The 14,660-nt window shown below is 67.8% G+C and carries 13 protein-coding genes; 6 read left to right on the top strand and 7 right to left on the bottom strand.

The window, feature by feature from the left end:
* Complete coding sequence (locus AC6I0Y_RS10610) at window positions 1-696, bottom strand: DUF4956 domain-containing protein (RefSeq protein ID WP_497731751.1); 696 nt, start codon at window positions 694-696, stop codon at window positions 1-3.
* Window positions 689-1,891 (bottom strand): VTC domain-containing protein, encoded by a 1,203-nt coding sequence (locus AC6I0Y_RS10615; protein ID WP_497731754.1) that lies wholly within the window; start codon window positions 1,889-1,891, stop codon window positions 689-691. The genes AC6I0Y_RS10610 and AC6I0Y_RS10615 overlap by 8 nt, the downstream gene beginning before the upstream one ends.
* Before the next feature lie 276 nt (window positions 1,892-2,167).
* On the opposite strand from AC6I0Y_RS10615, the gene AC6I0Y_RS10620 reads away from it, so the two are divergent.
* Genes AC6I0Y_RS10620 through AC6I0Y_RS10630 form a run of 3 tightly spaced genes read left to right on the top strand, consistent with a single transcriptional unit; the run spans window position 2,168 to window position 4,834 of the window.
* The gene (locus tag AC6I0Y_RS10620; protein WP_160708133.1) at window positions 2,168-2,857 is read left to right on the top strand and encodes a response regulator transcription factor; all 690 of its coding nucleotides are present in this window, start codon (window positions 2,168-2,170) and stop codon (window positions 2,855-2,857) included.
* Window positions 2,854-4,332, top strand: a complete 1,479-nt coding sequence (locus AC6I0Y_RS10625) for a sensor histidine kinase (RefSeq protein ID WP_497731757.1) — start codon at window positions 2,854-2,856, stop codon at window positions 4,330-4,332. The genes AC6I0Y_RS10620 and AC6I0Y_RS10625 overlap by 4 nt, the downstream gene beginning before the upstream one ends.
* Before the next feature lie 52 nt (window positions 4,333-4,384).
* Window positions 4,385-4,834 (top strand): response regulator transcription factor, encoded by a 450-nt coding sequence (locus AC6I0Y_RS10630; RefSeq protein WP_497731760.1) that lies wholly within the window; start codon window positions 4,385-4,387, stop codon window positions 4,832-4,834.
* Window positions 4,835-5,284: 450 nt separating this feature from the next.
* Here AC6I0Y_RS10630 and AC6I0Y_RS10635 read toward each other — a convergent pair whose 3' ends face one another.
* The 5 genes from AC6I0Y_RS10635 to AC6I0Y_RS10655 all read right to left on the bottom strand — a co-directional run bounded on the left by AC6I0Y_RS10635 (window position 5,285) and on the right by AC6I0Y_RS10655 (window position 10,675).
* A complete protein-coding gene (locus AC6I0Y_RS10635) occupies window positions 5,285-5,473 on the bottom strand; it encodes a hypothetical protein (RefSeq protein ID WP_160708131.1) in 189 nt (62 codons plus the stop codon).
* A 9-nt stretch (window positions 5,474-5,482) separates the two neighbouring features.
* Window positions 5,483-6,709: an MFS transporter gene (locus AC6I0Y_RS10640; RefSeq protein WP_160708129.1), complete on the bottom strand. Its 1,227-nt coding sequence runs from the start codon at window positions 6,707-6,709 to the stop codon at window positions 5,483-5,485.
* Window positions 6,710-6,831: 122 nt separating this feature from the next.
* On the bottom strand, window positions 6,832-7,194 hold the full coding sequence (locus AC6I0Y_RS10645; protein WP_497731763.1) for an oxidoreductase: 363 nt from the start codon (window positions 7,192-7,194) through the stop codon (window positions 6,832-6,834).
* A gap of 3 nt (window positions 7,195-7,197) precedes the next feature.
* The gene (locus tag AC6I0Y_RS10650) at window positions 7,198-9,678 is read right to left on the bottom strand and encodes a molybdopterin dinucleotide binding domain-containing protein (protein WP_497731766.1); all 2,481 of its coding nucleotides are present in this window, start codon (window positions 9,676-9,678) and stop codon (window positions 7,198-7,200) included.
* 73 nt (window positions 9,679-9,751) lie between these two features.
* Complete coding sequence (locus AC6I0Y_RS10655) at window positions 9,752-10,675, bottom strand: MFS transporter (protein WP_497731768.1); 924 nt, start codon at window positions 10,673-10,675, stop codon at window positions 9,752-9,754.
* Window positions 10,676-10,821: 146 nt separating this feature from the next.
* Here AC6I0Y_RS10655 and AC6I0Y_RS10660 point away from each other — a divergent pair, with 146 nt between their 5' ends.
* From AC6I0Y_RS10660 to AC6I0Y_RS10670, 3 genes are all read left to right on the top strand, one after another.
* The gene (locus AC6I0Y_RS10660) at window positions 10,822-11,055 is read left to right on the top strand and encodes a hypothetical protein (protein ID WP_497731771.1); all 234 of its coding nucleotides are present in this window, start codon (window positions 10,822-10,824) and stop codon (window positions 11,053-11,055) included.
* 170 nt (window positions 11,056-11,225) lie between these two features.
* Window positions 11,226-11,849 (top strand): TetR/AcrR family transcriptional regulator, encoded by a 624-nt coding sequence (locus AC6I0Y_RS10665; protein WP_497731774.1) that lies wholly within the window; start codon window positions 11,226-11,228, stop codon window positions 11,847-11,849.
* Between the two features lie 161 nt (window positions 11,850-12,010).
* Entirely contained in the window at window positions 12,011-14,659 is a 2,649-nt protein-coding gene (locus AC6I0Y_RS10670; protein WP_497731777.1) for a molybdopterin-dependent oxidoreductase, read from the top strand.
* Window position 14,660: the final 1 nt, after the last annotated feature.

The following is a 14,660-nucleotide window of genomic DNA, read 5'->3' on the forward strand; positions in this document are numbered from 1 at the left end:
CTAGAGCGACTCCCGCAGCTGCGGCGCACGCCCGAGCGAGATCTTCAGGTTGCCGTTGAGGCAGCGCAGCTCATCGATGAGCGCCTTCTCCTGCCCGGGCTGGCGCATCCGCAGCTGATACTGGAGCTGGAAGAGGCTGCCCATGTTGGTGGTCTGAACCTCCACGAGCTCGTATTCCGCAGCATAGCGACCAAGCACCTCGTCAAAGACGCCGTCGTACTCGAGGTCTTCGGGGATGGAGACCTTGAGGGTCTTGCCGGGCTCGCGCGGGCGGCCGAAGGGCGTCGCCACGAACAGCACGTTCACCACCGCCACGATGGCCGTGAACACAACCGCGAGCACCAGGTACCCCATGCCCGTGGCCAGGCCGACGGCCATGGCGAGAAACACGCTGCCGATATCCTTCGCGCTGCCGGGGATGGAGCGGAACCGCACGAGATTGAACACGCCCATGACCGCGATGCCCGCACCCAGGTTGCCGTTGACCAGGGTGATGACCATCTGGACGATGAGCGGCAGCAGGGCAAGCGTGACCACGAAGTTCTTCGAGTAGCTATGACGGAACATGTAGACGCCTGCGCAAGCCATGCCCAGCACGATGGATGCCAGGCAGCAGACGAGGAAGTCGGCGGGAGACACAGCCGAGACGAGCGAGTCGGCCGTGCCGAAGACAGAGGTGAATGCCGCATCAAGCACAGCGGCCTCCTTTCACGAGCGAGCGCCAGTTTTTCGGGCGCGGATGGCACTGATTGGCGTTTTGGTACGGTGGTGGGGGCGATTCGGGGGCGATTTGCCGGCCTTGAGGGGGATTTTGGCGCTCGCAGAAAATCTGACCTGGGGAAACGCCGGAGCTTGGAGAGGGTCGGCTGGCTTGCACCGTACCGAAACGCCAATCAGTGCCATTTTCGGCGGAAAACGTGGCTTTCGCAGCCAGCTGATAGGCCGCGCCGTACTTGGAGAAGGACGCGGGGTAGGCGCGGACGTCGGCGAGGAGGGCCGCGAGCCAGCGCGGGTAGGGGCCGGCGTTCTTGATCTCCATGATGGCCTCGGCGGCGGGAATGACGGGATGCCATGCCAAGGCGGAGGCGGAATCGGGAGCAAGAGGCACGGAGGCAGGGCCGAGAGGCGCTGCGCCGTCGGGGCCAGGAAGCGCCGCGGCATTGGAGCCGAGGGACAGCGCGCCGTCGGGGCCGGAAGACGGCGAGAGGCCGAAGCGGAAGTCGAGGAAGACCAGCCGGTCGTCAAAGGTGACGCGCGGTCCGGCCTCCGCCGATTCGCGTGGCGCCCAGGCCACGCGCTCGCAGCGAATGGCCATCGAGGGCGCGAGGCGACCGTGCCGGACGAGGGCCGCGTCTAGCTCGCGGGCGATCTGGCGGCTGCGCGGCGCGAGCGACGCCTGCTGAAGCGCAGCATCGGCCAAGGGGCGTGCCGCGCAGGCCTCCTCGTAGGGCACCCCGTCGAGGTAGGCGACGGCAGCGCCCAGCGAGAGGCTGACGCGTCGCTTGTAGACGACGCCGCGAAACTTCTTCTTGATCTCGAGGAACACCGGCATGCCAAGATCGGCGGCAGCCGGGGCGGCCAGGCCTGCGCCACCCGAGACGGCAGCCGGGGCGGCCAGGCCTGCGCCGCCTGCGAAGGCAGCCGCGAGGGCGCGGCCGGCAGGCTCGCCGTAGGCGCGGAGACGCAGCTTCTCCTTATAGGGCGGCTTCTCGAGCGAACGGTCGATGAGCGTGCGCTCCGGGGTGTCGAGGTAGAGGCTCGTGATGCACGCGCGCCCATAGCCGTCCGGCGCCAAGGCCGCGGCCAGACCCTCCTCCAGGGCGGCGCGTCGGGCGGCGTCCAGCCGGTACTTCTTCTCCACGCGCTGGAACACGTCGGCATAGGCGGGCATAGGGCATCCTCTCGGGGCGTCGGTCGGCAAGGGGCTCCGGCGAGGCCACGGCCCCGCCGGACGGGAGGGGCGCCGCCGTGCCGGGCAGAAGCCGGTGACACGGCGGCGTGCGGAGGCGCGGCTCGTCAGACGAACGACCGCACCGCCGCAGGTGCCGGGGAACACCGCAGCGCATCCTACGGGAGGGCGCTGAAAACTTCCTGAAACCCCCGCCCGTCCCTTTCAGGAACTTTTCAGCCGGCCCGCTACAATGGGGGCATGAGAGAAGGAGGCCCCGTGCGCATACTCATCGTGGAAGACGACGTCAGCCTGGCCGCCGCCCTGGCGCGCATCCTTGAGGACAACGGGTACGCAGTGGATGTCGTGCACGACGGGAACGCAGGCGTGGCCTGGGGAGAGAGCGGACTCTACGACGTGATCATCCTCGACGTCATGCTGCCAGGCCAAGACGGGTTCTCCGTGGCACGCGCCCTGCGCCGCTCCTCGGTGAGCACGCCCGTGCTGCTGCTGACGGCGCGCGACGCCACCGCCGACAAGATAGCCGGGCTCGACGCCGGCGCCGACGACTACATGACCAAGCCCTTCTCCCCCGCCGAGTTGATGGCGCACCTGCGTGCGCTCACGCGTCGCCAGGGCGATGTGGTGTTCGAGCGGCTGGCCGCCGGCGACTTGTCGCTCGACCTGGAGGCCATGGATCTGGGCTGCGGCGGCAAGACGCTGCACCTCTCCGCCAAGGAGTTTGCCCTGATGAGGCTGTTTATGGGAAATGTGGGGCAGGTGCTCTCGAAGGACACGCTCATCGAGCGCGCCTGGGACGTGGGCTCGAACGCGGGCGACAACAACGTGGAGGCCTACGTCTCGTTCCTGCGCAAGAAGCTGCGCCACCTGGGCTCGACTGCGCAGATAGAGACCATTCGCGGTGCCGGGTACCGCCTGGCGGAGCACGCGGAGGACGCACGGTCATGAGCGGCGATGCCGGGGCGGGAGCAGCCCAGCCCATGCTGCGGCGCCTGCGGGTGAAGTTCGTGGCGCTGTCGATGACGGTGGTCACCCTCGCCCTGGTGGCGGCCCTCGCGGCCATCGGCTACCTCGACTACCGCCAGAGCGTCGACGACGTGTACGACGAGCTGCGCCAGACCCTCGGCCTGGCCGCATCGGTCGACGCCGGGCATCGCGGCGACGGGAGGCTCTTCGGCGAGCCGACCCTCATTCCCGAGAAGCGCCACCCCCTCGGCGAGAAGGCGCAGGGAGGCGAGGCGCCGGAGGCTCCCGCGCCGCCTAGCGCTGAGGAGCCCCCAGCGGACGAGGCGCCGAGCGACGACACGCCAGCGCCTCCGGAGATCGGGCGCGGCGACGGCCAGGGCCTGACGCCCATGGCGGTCTACCGCGTGGACGCCCAGGGCACGGCGACGGCCCTCGGCCGGTTCACCACGGCCTCCGTGGCGCCCGACTTGCTCCCCAAGGCCCTAGCCGACGCCTTGGAAGACGGCAGCGCCCAGGGGTACTTGGGCGACCTGGGGCTGTTCTTCGCCACCCGTCGCGCCGGCAGCGACGTGCTGGTGGCCTTCGCCGACCAGACCGCCGCCTCGTCGTGGCAGAACCTGGCCCTCACGCTGATCGGCGTAGGCGCCGGCGCGCTGCTCATCTTCCTGGCGGTGAGCATCCTGTTCGCCCGCTGGGCCCTGCGCCCCGTCGAACGGGCATGGGAGCAGCAGCAGCGCTTCGTCGCCGACGCGTCGCACGAGCTGAAGACCCCCCTCACGGTGATCCTGGCCAACCTGGCCATCGTGCGCAGCCGCGGCGAGGAGCTGGTGGCGGCCCAAGACCAGTGGCTGGCCGGCACCGAGGTGGAGGCGCGACGCATGCAGTCGCTCGTCGGCGATCTGCTCGACCTGGCGCGCACGCCCGATCCGGCGGCCCTGCGCGCGGGGTTCAGCACCGTCGACCTGAGCGACTTGGCGGAGGGCGAGGCGCTCCAGTTCGACTCCGTGGCGCTTGACCGCGGGGTCTCCATCGCGTGCGATCTGGAGCCAGCAGTGCGTGTGGAGGGCGACGCGGCGCGCCTTGAGCGGCTGGCCGCCGTGCTCATCGACAACGCCTGCAAGTACGCCGAGCCCGGCAGCGAGGTGACCGTGCGCCTGGCCTCAGAGGGCCGCGAGGCCGTGTTGAGCGTGGCCAACCGCGGGCCGCTCATCGCGCCCGAGAACCTGGCGCGCGTGTTCGACCGCTTCTTCCGCGTCGACGCGGCGCGCACCCGCGGGCTCGTCGCCGACGCCGACGAGCCCGCAGCCGGCGGCTACGGCCTGGGCCTGGCCATCGCCCGCGAGATAGCCCGCGACCACGGTGGTGCCATCAGCGCCGCGAGCACGCCCTGCGCCCCCTCCGCCGAAGACGGCGGGGAGGCTATCACGGTCTTTACCGTGAGGCTCCCGAAGGCGTAGCGCGAGGCCGTGCGGGCGCCGGGCGGGCGGCGCAGGAGCGGGGCTGGCGCACGTGGTCGCGGGAGCGACGGGCGGCGAAGGCGAGGCGACCGACGCCCCGGCCCGCGCCTGCGACCCGGAGGAACCCGAGGGCTCGGACGAGGCGCCGGAGCTGGACGAGGGCCCGCACTCCGCCGACGCCGCCTCTTCCTCCGAGCCCTCGGAGGCGCGGCTGGCCATGCTCGGGGAGATCGGCAGCCAGGCCGAGGCCGGCGCGAGCACTGCAGGCAGCGCCGACCAGCTGCGCCTGCAGTGCGAGGCCATCGCCAACACCTACCTGCTCTCCAAGCGGGAGGCCGAGGTCATGTTCTTCCTAGCGCGCGGCTTCAAGTCGTCCTACGTCCAGGAGAAGCTCTACGTCTCCGAGGGCACCGCCAAGACCCACATCCGCCACATCTACCGCAAGCTCGACGTCCACAGCCAGCAGCAGCTCATGCGCCTGGTGGGCACGGTGGAGCTGTAGGGAGGCGCTAAGCCCCCGAACGGCGAGGCTCGCCGTTCGGGGGCTTAGCGCCCTTGCCGCACGAAAAGCGCTGAAGCGTGCGGGGCTCCGTGCGGGCGGCGGCACCCGGCGGTGGAGGGCGGCAGTTGGGGGTTGCCCGGCCACCCAAAACCTTCGGAAAGCGGGGGCCGTCTGCAAATTGGGACGGTTTTGCACTCTTGGCATGGTGCTTGGCGACCGCTTTGCAAGCAGTCGCCCCTATGCGAACCCCACTCACCTGGCCTTTTGCGAGCAGTCTCCTGAGCAGTCCTTCGCCGCAGCCCGGAAGAGAGTGCAAAACCGTCCCAATTTGCGCGCAGGGGGGCGTTTTTCGAAGCACGTCCGCTGCGAGGCGCCTTGACGCTCTCCCGATACTCGCCACCTGCCGGGTGGGCCTGCCGAGGCGCCGCCTGCCCGGCGCGCTCCTCGGCGCTAGCGCTCCGCCAGTCCGCGCCTCGCGCCGGGCGGCAATGGCAGCGGCTTGCCGCAGCGGGCGCAGCGCACCTCGCCAGCGGCGTTCTGGGTGCCGCAGAACGCGCAGTAGCCCGCCGGCCTCACCCGCGCGTCGGAGGACGGCGGGCCGCACTTGCCGCAGTGGATGCACGCAAAGCACCGGGGCATGACCGCCGCCTACTCCGGACGTCGGGCCACGAGCGCCCGCATGGGATGGACGAGTCCAATGACGGCTACCACGACGGCAAGCCCGATAAGCACGGGAAACACGGCATCGAGCCCAAGGCCGGGCAGCGCCACCATGGATGCGGAGAACACGTAGGGAGCGAGGAACGGCCCCAGGTTCATCATGGAGGTCATGACGCCGCTGACAAAGGGCACGCGATCGGGTGGCGCGATGTTGCCTGCGGCGTTCTGGGCCGCCGTGAAGAAGGCCGACCCCGCGAACCCAAGGACGAACACGCCCAGGGCGTAGACGAGCGGGCTCTCAGCTAGAAGGCACGGGACGATGCCCACGGCGATAAGCAGGGCCGCCACGCCGAACAGGCGCCCCCTGAGCCAGCGGATGAGCACGGGGAACAGCAGCCCGCACAGGATGGTCCCGATGCCGCAGCAGTTGATGACGAGGGCCGCCTCGCCCGGGCCGGCCAGCCCGCGCCAGTCGAGCACCGACGACGTGACCACCTGCACGGTGACGACGCACGTCCACCCCGCCAGAGCGAACAAGGCGTAGCCGGCCACCGCCGGCGGCACCGCGCTCCTGGCGCGGCCCCCTTCCCCTGCGTCAGCGCCCGCGTGCGACGGCGCGGCCTTCACGGCGTCTTTGGCCTCAGGCATCCACGCCAGCACCGCCGCGAGCGGCACGAGCCCGACGAGATAGGCCAGAAACGAGTAGTTCCAGCCCAGCTCGGTGAGGTAGCCGGCCACCGTGGTGTAGATGATGTTGAAGACAAACTGGATGGTGATGCCCAGGCCCAGAAGCCGCGAGCGCTCCTCACCCTCGCACAGGGCGATGATAGCGGCGTTGCCCACGGGGAACATGACGCCCAGGCCCAGACCCACGACGACGCGCGAGACGATGACGATCCCGTAGTCGGTGATGTCGGGCAGGAGGAAGGGGAAGGCGCCGCCGAGGGTCATCACGAGAATGCCCCCGATGGCGGCCCGCCTGAATCCCACGCGGGGCAGCAGGGCGCCCGACGCGACGCTGACCGGAACCGACACGATGCCGGTGATGGAGTTGGCCAGCATGATGGTGGTGATGTCCGTGCCTACGAAGTGATGGGAGAACGCCGCGATGGACGGCGTGAGGATGGCGAACTCGCTCATGGTGCAGAACAGGGCGAGAATGCCGATGACGCTCGTCGTGCCCAGCGAGCGCGACGAGGAAGCACGCAAAGCCACAACCCCTCCTCTCTTGGGTTGACGGACGCGTCCGCCAACCCGGCAAGGGCCGGCCGGGCACTACGTCCGGCCGGCCCCACGAGGCGGCGCGGCCACCCCGCCGCGCCGCGCTCGGCGGATGTCTAGAGCTCGAGCTCGCAGGGAGTCCACAGCACCTGCTTGGGCTTGCGGGCTAGCTCGACGGCCATCTCCTCGATGGTGCCGAAGCGGATCACGTCAGCCAGGCAGTTGTGCATGCACACCGGCTCGCGGCCGTCGCGGATGCGGTCGGCGCACAGGTCGCACAGGTCGGTGGGAACGGGGATCTTGTTCCAGTTGAAGCAGCTTCCCTCGTCCTTGGCGTCGTCCTTCTGCCACGGGCCGTCGTCCATGACGCGGATCCCCCACTTCCCCACGGGGAAGTGATGATGCTCCTTGCAGCTGACCTCGCAGCTCTGGCATCCCGTGCAGAACTCGTAATCGATAAGCAGTCCGTACTGGGGCATAATCTACACCAACTTTCCGAATTTCTCGTCGAACGCGGCCATGTCCACGTCGTAGCTTTCCTTCAGGGGCACCACGTTGCAGCAGGCGCTCTTGTAGGGCGCGCCCAGGCCGAGGGCGTTGTTGTGGTGCGCGGGAACGAGGTCGTTGCAGTTGGACTGCCACACGCCGAACAGGCTGGGCTCGCTGCCGTCCTGCTCGGGGAACCACCAGCCGTGATCCACCTCCACGTGACCCTCGTGCACCGTGGGCATCACGCGGGCCTTGAACTTGGCGCTGCCGAACATGTTGGATATCTCGCACCACTGCCCGTCGGCCAGGCCGATGCGCTCGGCGTCTGCGGGGTTGATCTCGATCCTCGGGTTCGGGTCGAGCTCGCGCAGCACGGCCACCTGGCGATGCTCAGAATGGAACGAGGAGTAGCGGCGATGGCCCGTAGACATGATGAAGGGGTACTTCTCGATGATCTCCTCATGGGGCAGATCGCGCTCATGCCACTTGGCGTCGAGTTCCTCGGGGACGAGCGGGTTCTTCTTGAGCTCCAGCTCCTCGGCGGACTTTTCCGGGATGCGCGGGCTCAGATCGGGCTCATAGTAGTAGGGCAGCGGATCCATGCCGTTTTGGGCAAAGGCGGACGACCACAGCTCCACGCGGCCCGTCGGGGTGAGGAAGCCAGGCTGGCCGTCAGGGCGCAGCTTGCCGGTCTCGTACTTCCGGTAGTACACCTTGCGCTTGAACTTGACCAGCTCGCGCACCTCGTTAAACGAGTGACGGCCTTCCAGGCGGTTCTTCTCCAGGTAGTCGTGATAGTCCGGGTACTTCTCGTGGGCGAAGCGGGCCTTGGGGTCGTCGGGGAACATCGCGGCCATGCGCTCGGCCAGCAGGCAGTAGATCTCCAGGTCGGACTTGGCCTCGCCCACGGTGATGGCCTTGTTGCCGCAACCGGTGGTGATGGACGCCGCGCCGTAGTGGGTGCGGTTCACGCCGTCATGCTCAGCCACGGTGGAAAGCGGCAGGAACACGTCGCACACGGCCTGGATGGTGGGCGTGATGAAGCAGTCGGTGCCGAAGGCGAAGTCGATGGAGCGCTGGAAGGCGGCGTGCCAGCGGGTGGGCTCGGCGGAGTTGGTGGGCGCGAGCAGGTTGGTGTTGGCGATCCACGCCATGCGGATGGGGTACGGCTCGTCAGTCTCCAGCGTGTCGAGCACGCAGTCGGCCTGCGCGCCGGTGATCTGGTTGCAGTAGAGCGGGTACTTGTCCATGCCGATGCACTTGTCGCGTTCCTCGTCGGTCATCTGGTACCAGCCCTCGGTGATGAAGGCGCGGGTGTCGGTGTTGTGAGCCGACTGGCCGGCGGCCGCGGCACCCGTGAGGTCCTCGGGCATGGACAGGTCAGCCACGATGTTGCCGCCTGGCACGTCCAGGTTGCCGCACAGGCAGATCATGGCGAGCACGCACTGGCCGGCCTGCATGCCGTTGGTGTTCTGGTCGAAGGCCAGGCCCCAGGCGATGGAGGCGGGATGCGCGGCGGCGTACATGCGAGCCACCGTGTAGATGTCCTCGACGGGAACCTCGCAGATGCGGGCAGCGTCCTCGGGCTTCATGTAGGCCACGCGCTCGGCGAACTCGTCGAAGCCGTAGGTCCACTTCTCCGCGAACTCGTGGTCGTAGAGGTCCTCGGAGATGATGATGTTGCACATCGCCATGGCGAGCGCCGCATCGGTGCCGTTGCGCAGGCGCAGCTGCAGGACGGAGCGGGTGGCCAGCCAGTTGACGCGCGGATCGATGGTCACGAGCTTGGCGCCGCGCTTCATGAGGTCGATGATCGCGTGGCCGAAGAAGCCGTCGGGGTTGGAGGCCAGCGGCATCTTGCCCCACAGGATCATGAGCTCGGGCACCGTGTACTCGGGATCGTCATAACCGCCCTCCAGGCCGCCGGCGTAGTCGAGCTCGGGATAGAGCGCGCCGAGCACCATCTGGGACGACATCATGCGCGGCTGGTAGCAGGCGTAGCCGGACTGGGTGTAGGCCAGGTTGGGCGTGCGGAAGATGGACAGCTGGAAGTCCTGCGAGAGCATGCCGTCGCGACCGGTGCCGACGAAGATGGCGAGCGTCTCGCGGCCGTACTCGTCGGTGAGGCGGCGCCAGTTGTCCATGATGATGTCAAGGGCCTCATCCCAGCTGCAGCGCTCCCAGGCCTCGGCGTTGCCGCGCTCCTCCCGGGCGCGCTTCTGGGGGTAGATGACGCGCGTGGGGTTGTAGATGTAGTCCTTGAGCGCCACGCACCGCGGGCACAGGCGGCCACCGGTGACCGGGTCGTTCTCGTCGCCCTCCACGTGGTCGAGGCGACCGTCCTTGTCCACGTAGAGCTTGATGCCGCACCCCACCGGATGGCAGCCCGGGGGCGACCACACCGAAGACCGGATGACGGTGAAGTCCCCATCTTGGAACTTCCACGGCTTGCCAAGGTCGTTCTTAAATTCCATGCTTCCTCGTTCCTCTCTACTCTCTTGTTTCTCTTCTCAGATGACGGATAGGCAGTTGGATGGCGCGGGGCGGCTAGGCGGCGCGCTTGGCGTCACGGGCCCGGATGACCGCGAACAAGGCGATGGAGCCGACGATGAGAACCGCGCCCACGCCCATGAGCAGGCCGGTGCAGGCGCCCCAGCCGGCGCTCGACACCACCACGCCCACGAGGCCGAACAGGATGCCGCCGACGCACTGGCCGCAGCTCATGAGCGACGAGGAGATGCCCGCCAGCTCGGGCCGCGGGGCAATCTCGGCCACCATGGTGAAGAAGATGGCCGGCACCACGCCGTTGGACAGGCCGAACACGATCAGCCAGGGAACGAGCAGCCCCTCGCTGATGGAGTACGCCAGGGAGAACGACGCGCCGAGCACCACGGAGGCCGCCACCAGGATGGCAAGGCGCTGGCCGTTGCCCGTGAAGAGGTTCATGACGACGCCGATGGCGATGCCGCCGACCACCACGGCGATGTTCGCGATGTTCATCATGCCGTTGGCGGCCAGCTGGTCCATGCCCATGGTCTGCACCAGGTAGAGCGTCTCGAAGTTCATGACGCAGGCGGTGCCCAGCGAGAACGCCGCGAAGGCGATCATGGAGATCCAGCAGGACAGGCTCTTGAAGCCCTCGGACATCTTGGGCTTGGGCGCCGCGGGATCCTGCTCCTCAAGGTAGGACACCTGCGGGTCGCGGATGGCGGCCACCCACAGCACCGTGACGATGACCAGGAGCGCCACCACGAACCAGAACACGTTGTGGTAGGTCTGCGGGTCGCCCACGGTGAAGAAGAAGCCGGAGCTGGCCATGATGAACATGGAGCCGAGCGGCACCCACACGGAGAACAGGCCCATGGGCACGCCGCGCTTGGACGGCGGGAACCACTCGGAGATGATGACCGGCACCGTGGAGCCGATGCAGGCGTAGCCGACGCCCTCGATGAGGCGGCCGACCATGAGCACCGCCACGGTCCGTGGCCGCGGCGCTGATGACGGCGCCCACCGCGGCGCAGGCCAGCACGAGCGTGGTAGCCTTGCGCGCCCCGAACCGCATGATGATGGCGGCCACGACGAACGTCATGATCAGGCCGACGTAGCCGTTGAGCGACATGATGTTGGCGAACATGCCCTCATCCATGCCGAGCGCCGGAATGACCAGCGATGCGGTGGCCGGCAGCTTGTTGCTGTTGACCGAGACCAGAATGGAGGCGATGATGGCGATGCACGCCACGATCCACGCCCTGCCAGACTGGAATACCTCAGCTCTCTTCTCTTCCTTCGTCATAGGCGACCCCTTCTCCCCTTTCACGCGATCGATGACCTTTCGTCTCATTCGACGATAGGGAGAAGGTAGGCGGCGAACGGCGGCTAACTCAAGGAGCGATGGCCTTGGAGCGTTCCGAGTGATGGGACAAATCTGGCAAAACGTCCTTTTAGGTTAGATTTTCATCCTCGATCGCACTATGATCGACTTTGCATTCCGGACTTCCGTCCTTAGCAGACAGGAGACGCCATGGCAAATCAGGCAACCTCGCACAACCGAGTCTACTCGCGTTCGTACCTCACGAAGATGAAGGTAGCCGAGGCCATGGACAGGCTCTGTCACCAGAAGCCCTTCGGCAAGATCCGCATCGAGGACATCGTGCGCGAGTCAGGCGTGAGCCGCTCGAACTTCTACCACAACTTCGAGGACAAGAACGCTGTGGTCAACTGGCTGAGCCGGCAATGCCACGCCAATGGGATCTTCCGCATCGGCCGCGACCTCACGTGGTTCGAGGGGCACCTGATCACCACCCGCGACATGGCGCGGTTCACCTGCCTCTTCCGCGAGGCGTCCAACTGCGATGACTACGACGCTGCCGTGCCGTCCTTCGTACGCGGACGCCAGCAGAACCTGCGCGAGACCATCCTCGAGTTCCAGCGCAAGCCCCTCACCGACCAGCCGGAGTTCGAGATACTCGCCTTTCCGACCTGCGAGGTGGTCATGGCGTCGCGATTCCGCAACAACGAGCTTCCCTATACGCTCAAGCAGTTCTGCGAGCACCTGGTGGACATGACGCCGCGCGCCCTCTACCAGGCCCTCGAGCACCCTGTCTCAGCGCCCCTCGCCGGGGAGATAGCCGAGGCGCGGGGCTAGGCGCGCTCCGGAGGATTCCGCGCCCCCTTCGCGGCACGCTCAACCTTTTGGTTTCAGATGGCTTCTGAGGCTGTTACGGATGAGGCTGCCAAGAGGCTCTTCGTCCATGCCACCTCCACAATGGGGGAATCACTGGCATCGACACGAGAAGGCGAGGGCCTATGAAACTTCCTGACATCAGCCGGCGCACCTTCGTCGCTACCGCCGCGGCGGGCGGGGCGGCCGTGGGACTGGGCGCCATCGGGGGCGCCGATCCCGCTGACGCGCTCACCCCAGCCGAGCCCCTCGGGGGCAGCTGGGTGCGCACCACCTGCTCGCCCAACTGCACCGGCGCCTGCGGTGTCGAGGCGTGGGTGGAAGACGGCCAAGTGCGCATGGTGCGCCAAGCCGCCGACTATCCCTACGAGCACTACAATCCGCGCGGGTGCCTCAAGGGACTCTCCGTCAACACCATCCTCCACGGGCCCGACCGCCTGACCATGCCCCTCGTGCGCAACGAGGCCGGCGAGCAGGTGGAAGCGGACTGGGACACCGCGCTCGACGACGCCGCCGGCCGGCTGCGCGCCATCATGGACGAGTACGGCCCCAATTCCGTGGGCGTCATCTACCAGGTGCAGGGCACCGGCCACATCCAGAAGGGCGCGCTCGTGCGCATTGCCAACACCTTCGGCTGGTCGGTCATCGGCGGCTATGAGCTCAACGGCGACCTGCCGATGTTCTGGCCCGAGACCTTCGGCTGCCAGAGCGAGGAGCTGGAGTCCTACTGCTGGGAGGACTCGCGGCTCACGCTCATCTTCGGCTCCAACATCATGGTCACGCGCATGCCCGACGCGCACTTCCTCACCTATTCCCAGGAGGCGGGCGGCAAGGTCATCTACTTCGATCCCAACTACTCCGCCTCGGCGGAGAAGGCCGACGAGTGGGTGCGCATCGCACCCGACTCCGACGGCGCCTTCGCGCTGGCCATGGCCAAGGTCATCATCGACGAGGGGCTCTACGACGCCCACTTCATGGCCACCTACACCGACGCGCCCCTGCTCATCAACTTGGCCACCGGCAAGCGCATCCTGGCCGACGACGTGGCGGGGCTCGCCGCCGTGCCCGACGTTCCCGACTATCGGTCGAGCTTCGTGGCCTTCGACCAGGCGATCGGCGCGCTGGCCGCGGTGACGCCGCTTGAGCTGCCCGACAACGCCTACGCGCTGACCGGCTCCTTCGACGTGTCCCTCAAGGACGGCAGCACCGTCCAGGCCAAGACGGGCTTCCAGCTGCTGACCGAGCAGCTGGAAGCATACACGCCCGAGGACGCCTCCGTCATCTGCGGCATCGATCCCGACGTCATCACGCGCATCGCCCGCGAGGCCGCCACGGTGAAGCCGATGCACATCATCTTCGGCGGTGGCACCCAGCAGTGGTACCACGGCGACCTGAAGGGCCGCGCCTGCGCGCTCGTGGCGTGCCTGACGGGCAACATCGGCCAGCTGGGCGGCGGCATCTCCACCTATGTCGGCCAATACAAGACGCGCTTCAACACCGCCAGCTGGATGGTGCCGCCCGACGCCGTCAAGGCGTCCTGCCCGTTCCACTACGCGGTGAACGGCCCCACGCCGCTCATGAAGGCCACCTACCCCAAGGACGGCTTCAAGGCCCTCGTGGTGGGCTGGGGCAACCCGCTCGAGCAGCACAACGTGGCCGACTGGCTGCGCGGCGCGCTGGCCTCGGGCCAGATCGAGTGCCTGGTGAGCCTGGACTTCCAGCGCACCCTCACCGTGGCCGAGTCCACCGTCGCCTTCCCCTGCGCCAGCTGGTACGAGAAGACCGAGCTCACCACCACCCCGCTGCACCCCTACGTGCAGCTCCAGCAGCGCATCGTCGACCCGCCGGGCCAGGCCCAGGAGGAGATCTGGGTGCTCACCGAGCTGGCCAACCGCATCGACCCGTCGAAGGCCGAGGCGTGGCCGCGCTTCGCCCCGGAGGACTCGGAGAAGCGCGCCGACGAGGTGCTGGCGCTGCTGCTGCGCGAGGGCGGCCCCACCATTAACCACCTCACGCCTGAGCTGCTGCGCGAGGGCCCGGGCAAGCTGGCCCACAGCAACCCCGGCGAGAAGCGCATACCCTTCTGGGAGCAGGTCAACGAGCGCATCCCCTTCCCCACCGTCTCGCGCCCGAACCCCCTCGACGTCACCTCCAAGTTCGTGCGCTCCGGGCGCATCGAGTTCTACCGCGACGAGGACATCTTCCTCGACCTGGGCGAGCAGCTTCCCTGCTACAAGCCGCCCTTCGAAGACACGGAGTACGCCGCCAACCCCGACGCGCGCGAGCTCTACCCGCTGGGCTACACCACACGCAACAGCGCCTTCCGCGTCCACGCCACCTACGTGAACAGCCCGTTCATGCTGGAGATGCAGGACAACACGCCCAAGGTGTGGCTCAACCCCGCCACCGCTGCCGAGCGCGGCCTCAAGAACGGCGACTGGGTAGAGGTCTACAACGACCGCGGCGCCGTGCAGGGCCAGCTCGTGGAGGATCCCGGCGTCTACCCCACGCAGTGCATCTTCGATCAGGGCTGGTGGTCGCACTACGACAACGGCACCAGCTACAACTCGCTCATCTGGCCGTGGATCAATCCCACTAACGAGGCGTACTACCTGGTGAGCGTCTGGTCGCCCAACATGGCCTGGAACGAGACCGCCTGCAACGTGCGCCTGTACGAGGGAGGCCGGCCTCAGGTGGTCACCGACACCGGCAAGAGCGTCCTCCAGGGCGGCGCGGGGGCGGCCTCGCCCGTCGAGTACGGGAAGGAGGCGTAGA

The sequence above is a fragment of the Adlercreutzia sp. St.1H8 genome (assembly GCF_059728655.1).

Bases quoted from the DNA above. Each gene is read 5' to 3' on its own strand.
- AC6I0Y_RS10615 (WP_497731754.1), bottom strand. From the start codon at position 1,891: ATGCCCGCCTATGCCGACGTGTTCCAGCGCGTGGAGAAGAAGTACCGG.
- AC6I0Y_RS10625 (WP_497731757.1), top strand. From the start codon at position 2,854: ATGAGCGGCGATGCCGGGGCGGGAGCAGCCCAGCCCATGCTGCGGCGC.
- AC6I0Y_RS10635 (WP_160708131.1), bottom strand. From the start codon at position 5,473: ATGCCCCGGTGCTTTGCGTGCATCCACTGCGGCAAGTGCGGCCCGCCG.
- AC6I0Y_RS10645 (WP_497731763.1), bottom strand. From the start codon at position 7,194: ATGCCCCAGTACGGACTGCTTATCGATTACGAGTTCTGCACGGGATGC.
- AC6I0Y_RS10650 (WP_497731766.1), bottom strand. From the start codon at position 9,678: ATGGAATTTAAGAACGACCTTGGCAAGCCGTGGAAGTTCCAAGATGGG.
- AC6I0Y_RS10660 (WP_497731771.1), top strand. From the start codon at position 10,822: ATGATGTTGGCGAACATGCCCTCATCCATGCCGAGCGCCGGAATGACC.
- AC6I0Y_RS10665 (WP_497731774.1), top strand. From the start codon at position 11,226: ATGGCAAATCAGGCAACCTCGCACAACCGAGTCTACTCGCGTTCGTAC.
- AC6I0Y_RS10670 (WP_497731777.1), top strand. From the start codon at position 12,011: ATGAAACTTCCTGACATCAGCCGGCGCACCTTCGTCGCTACCGCCGCG.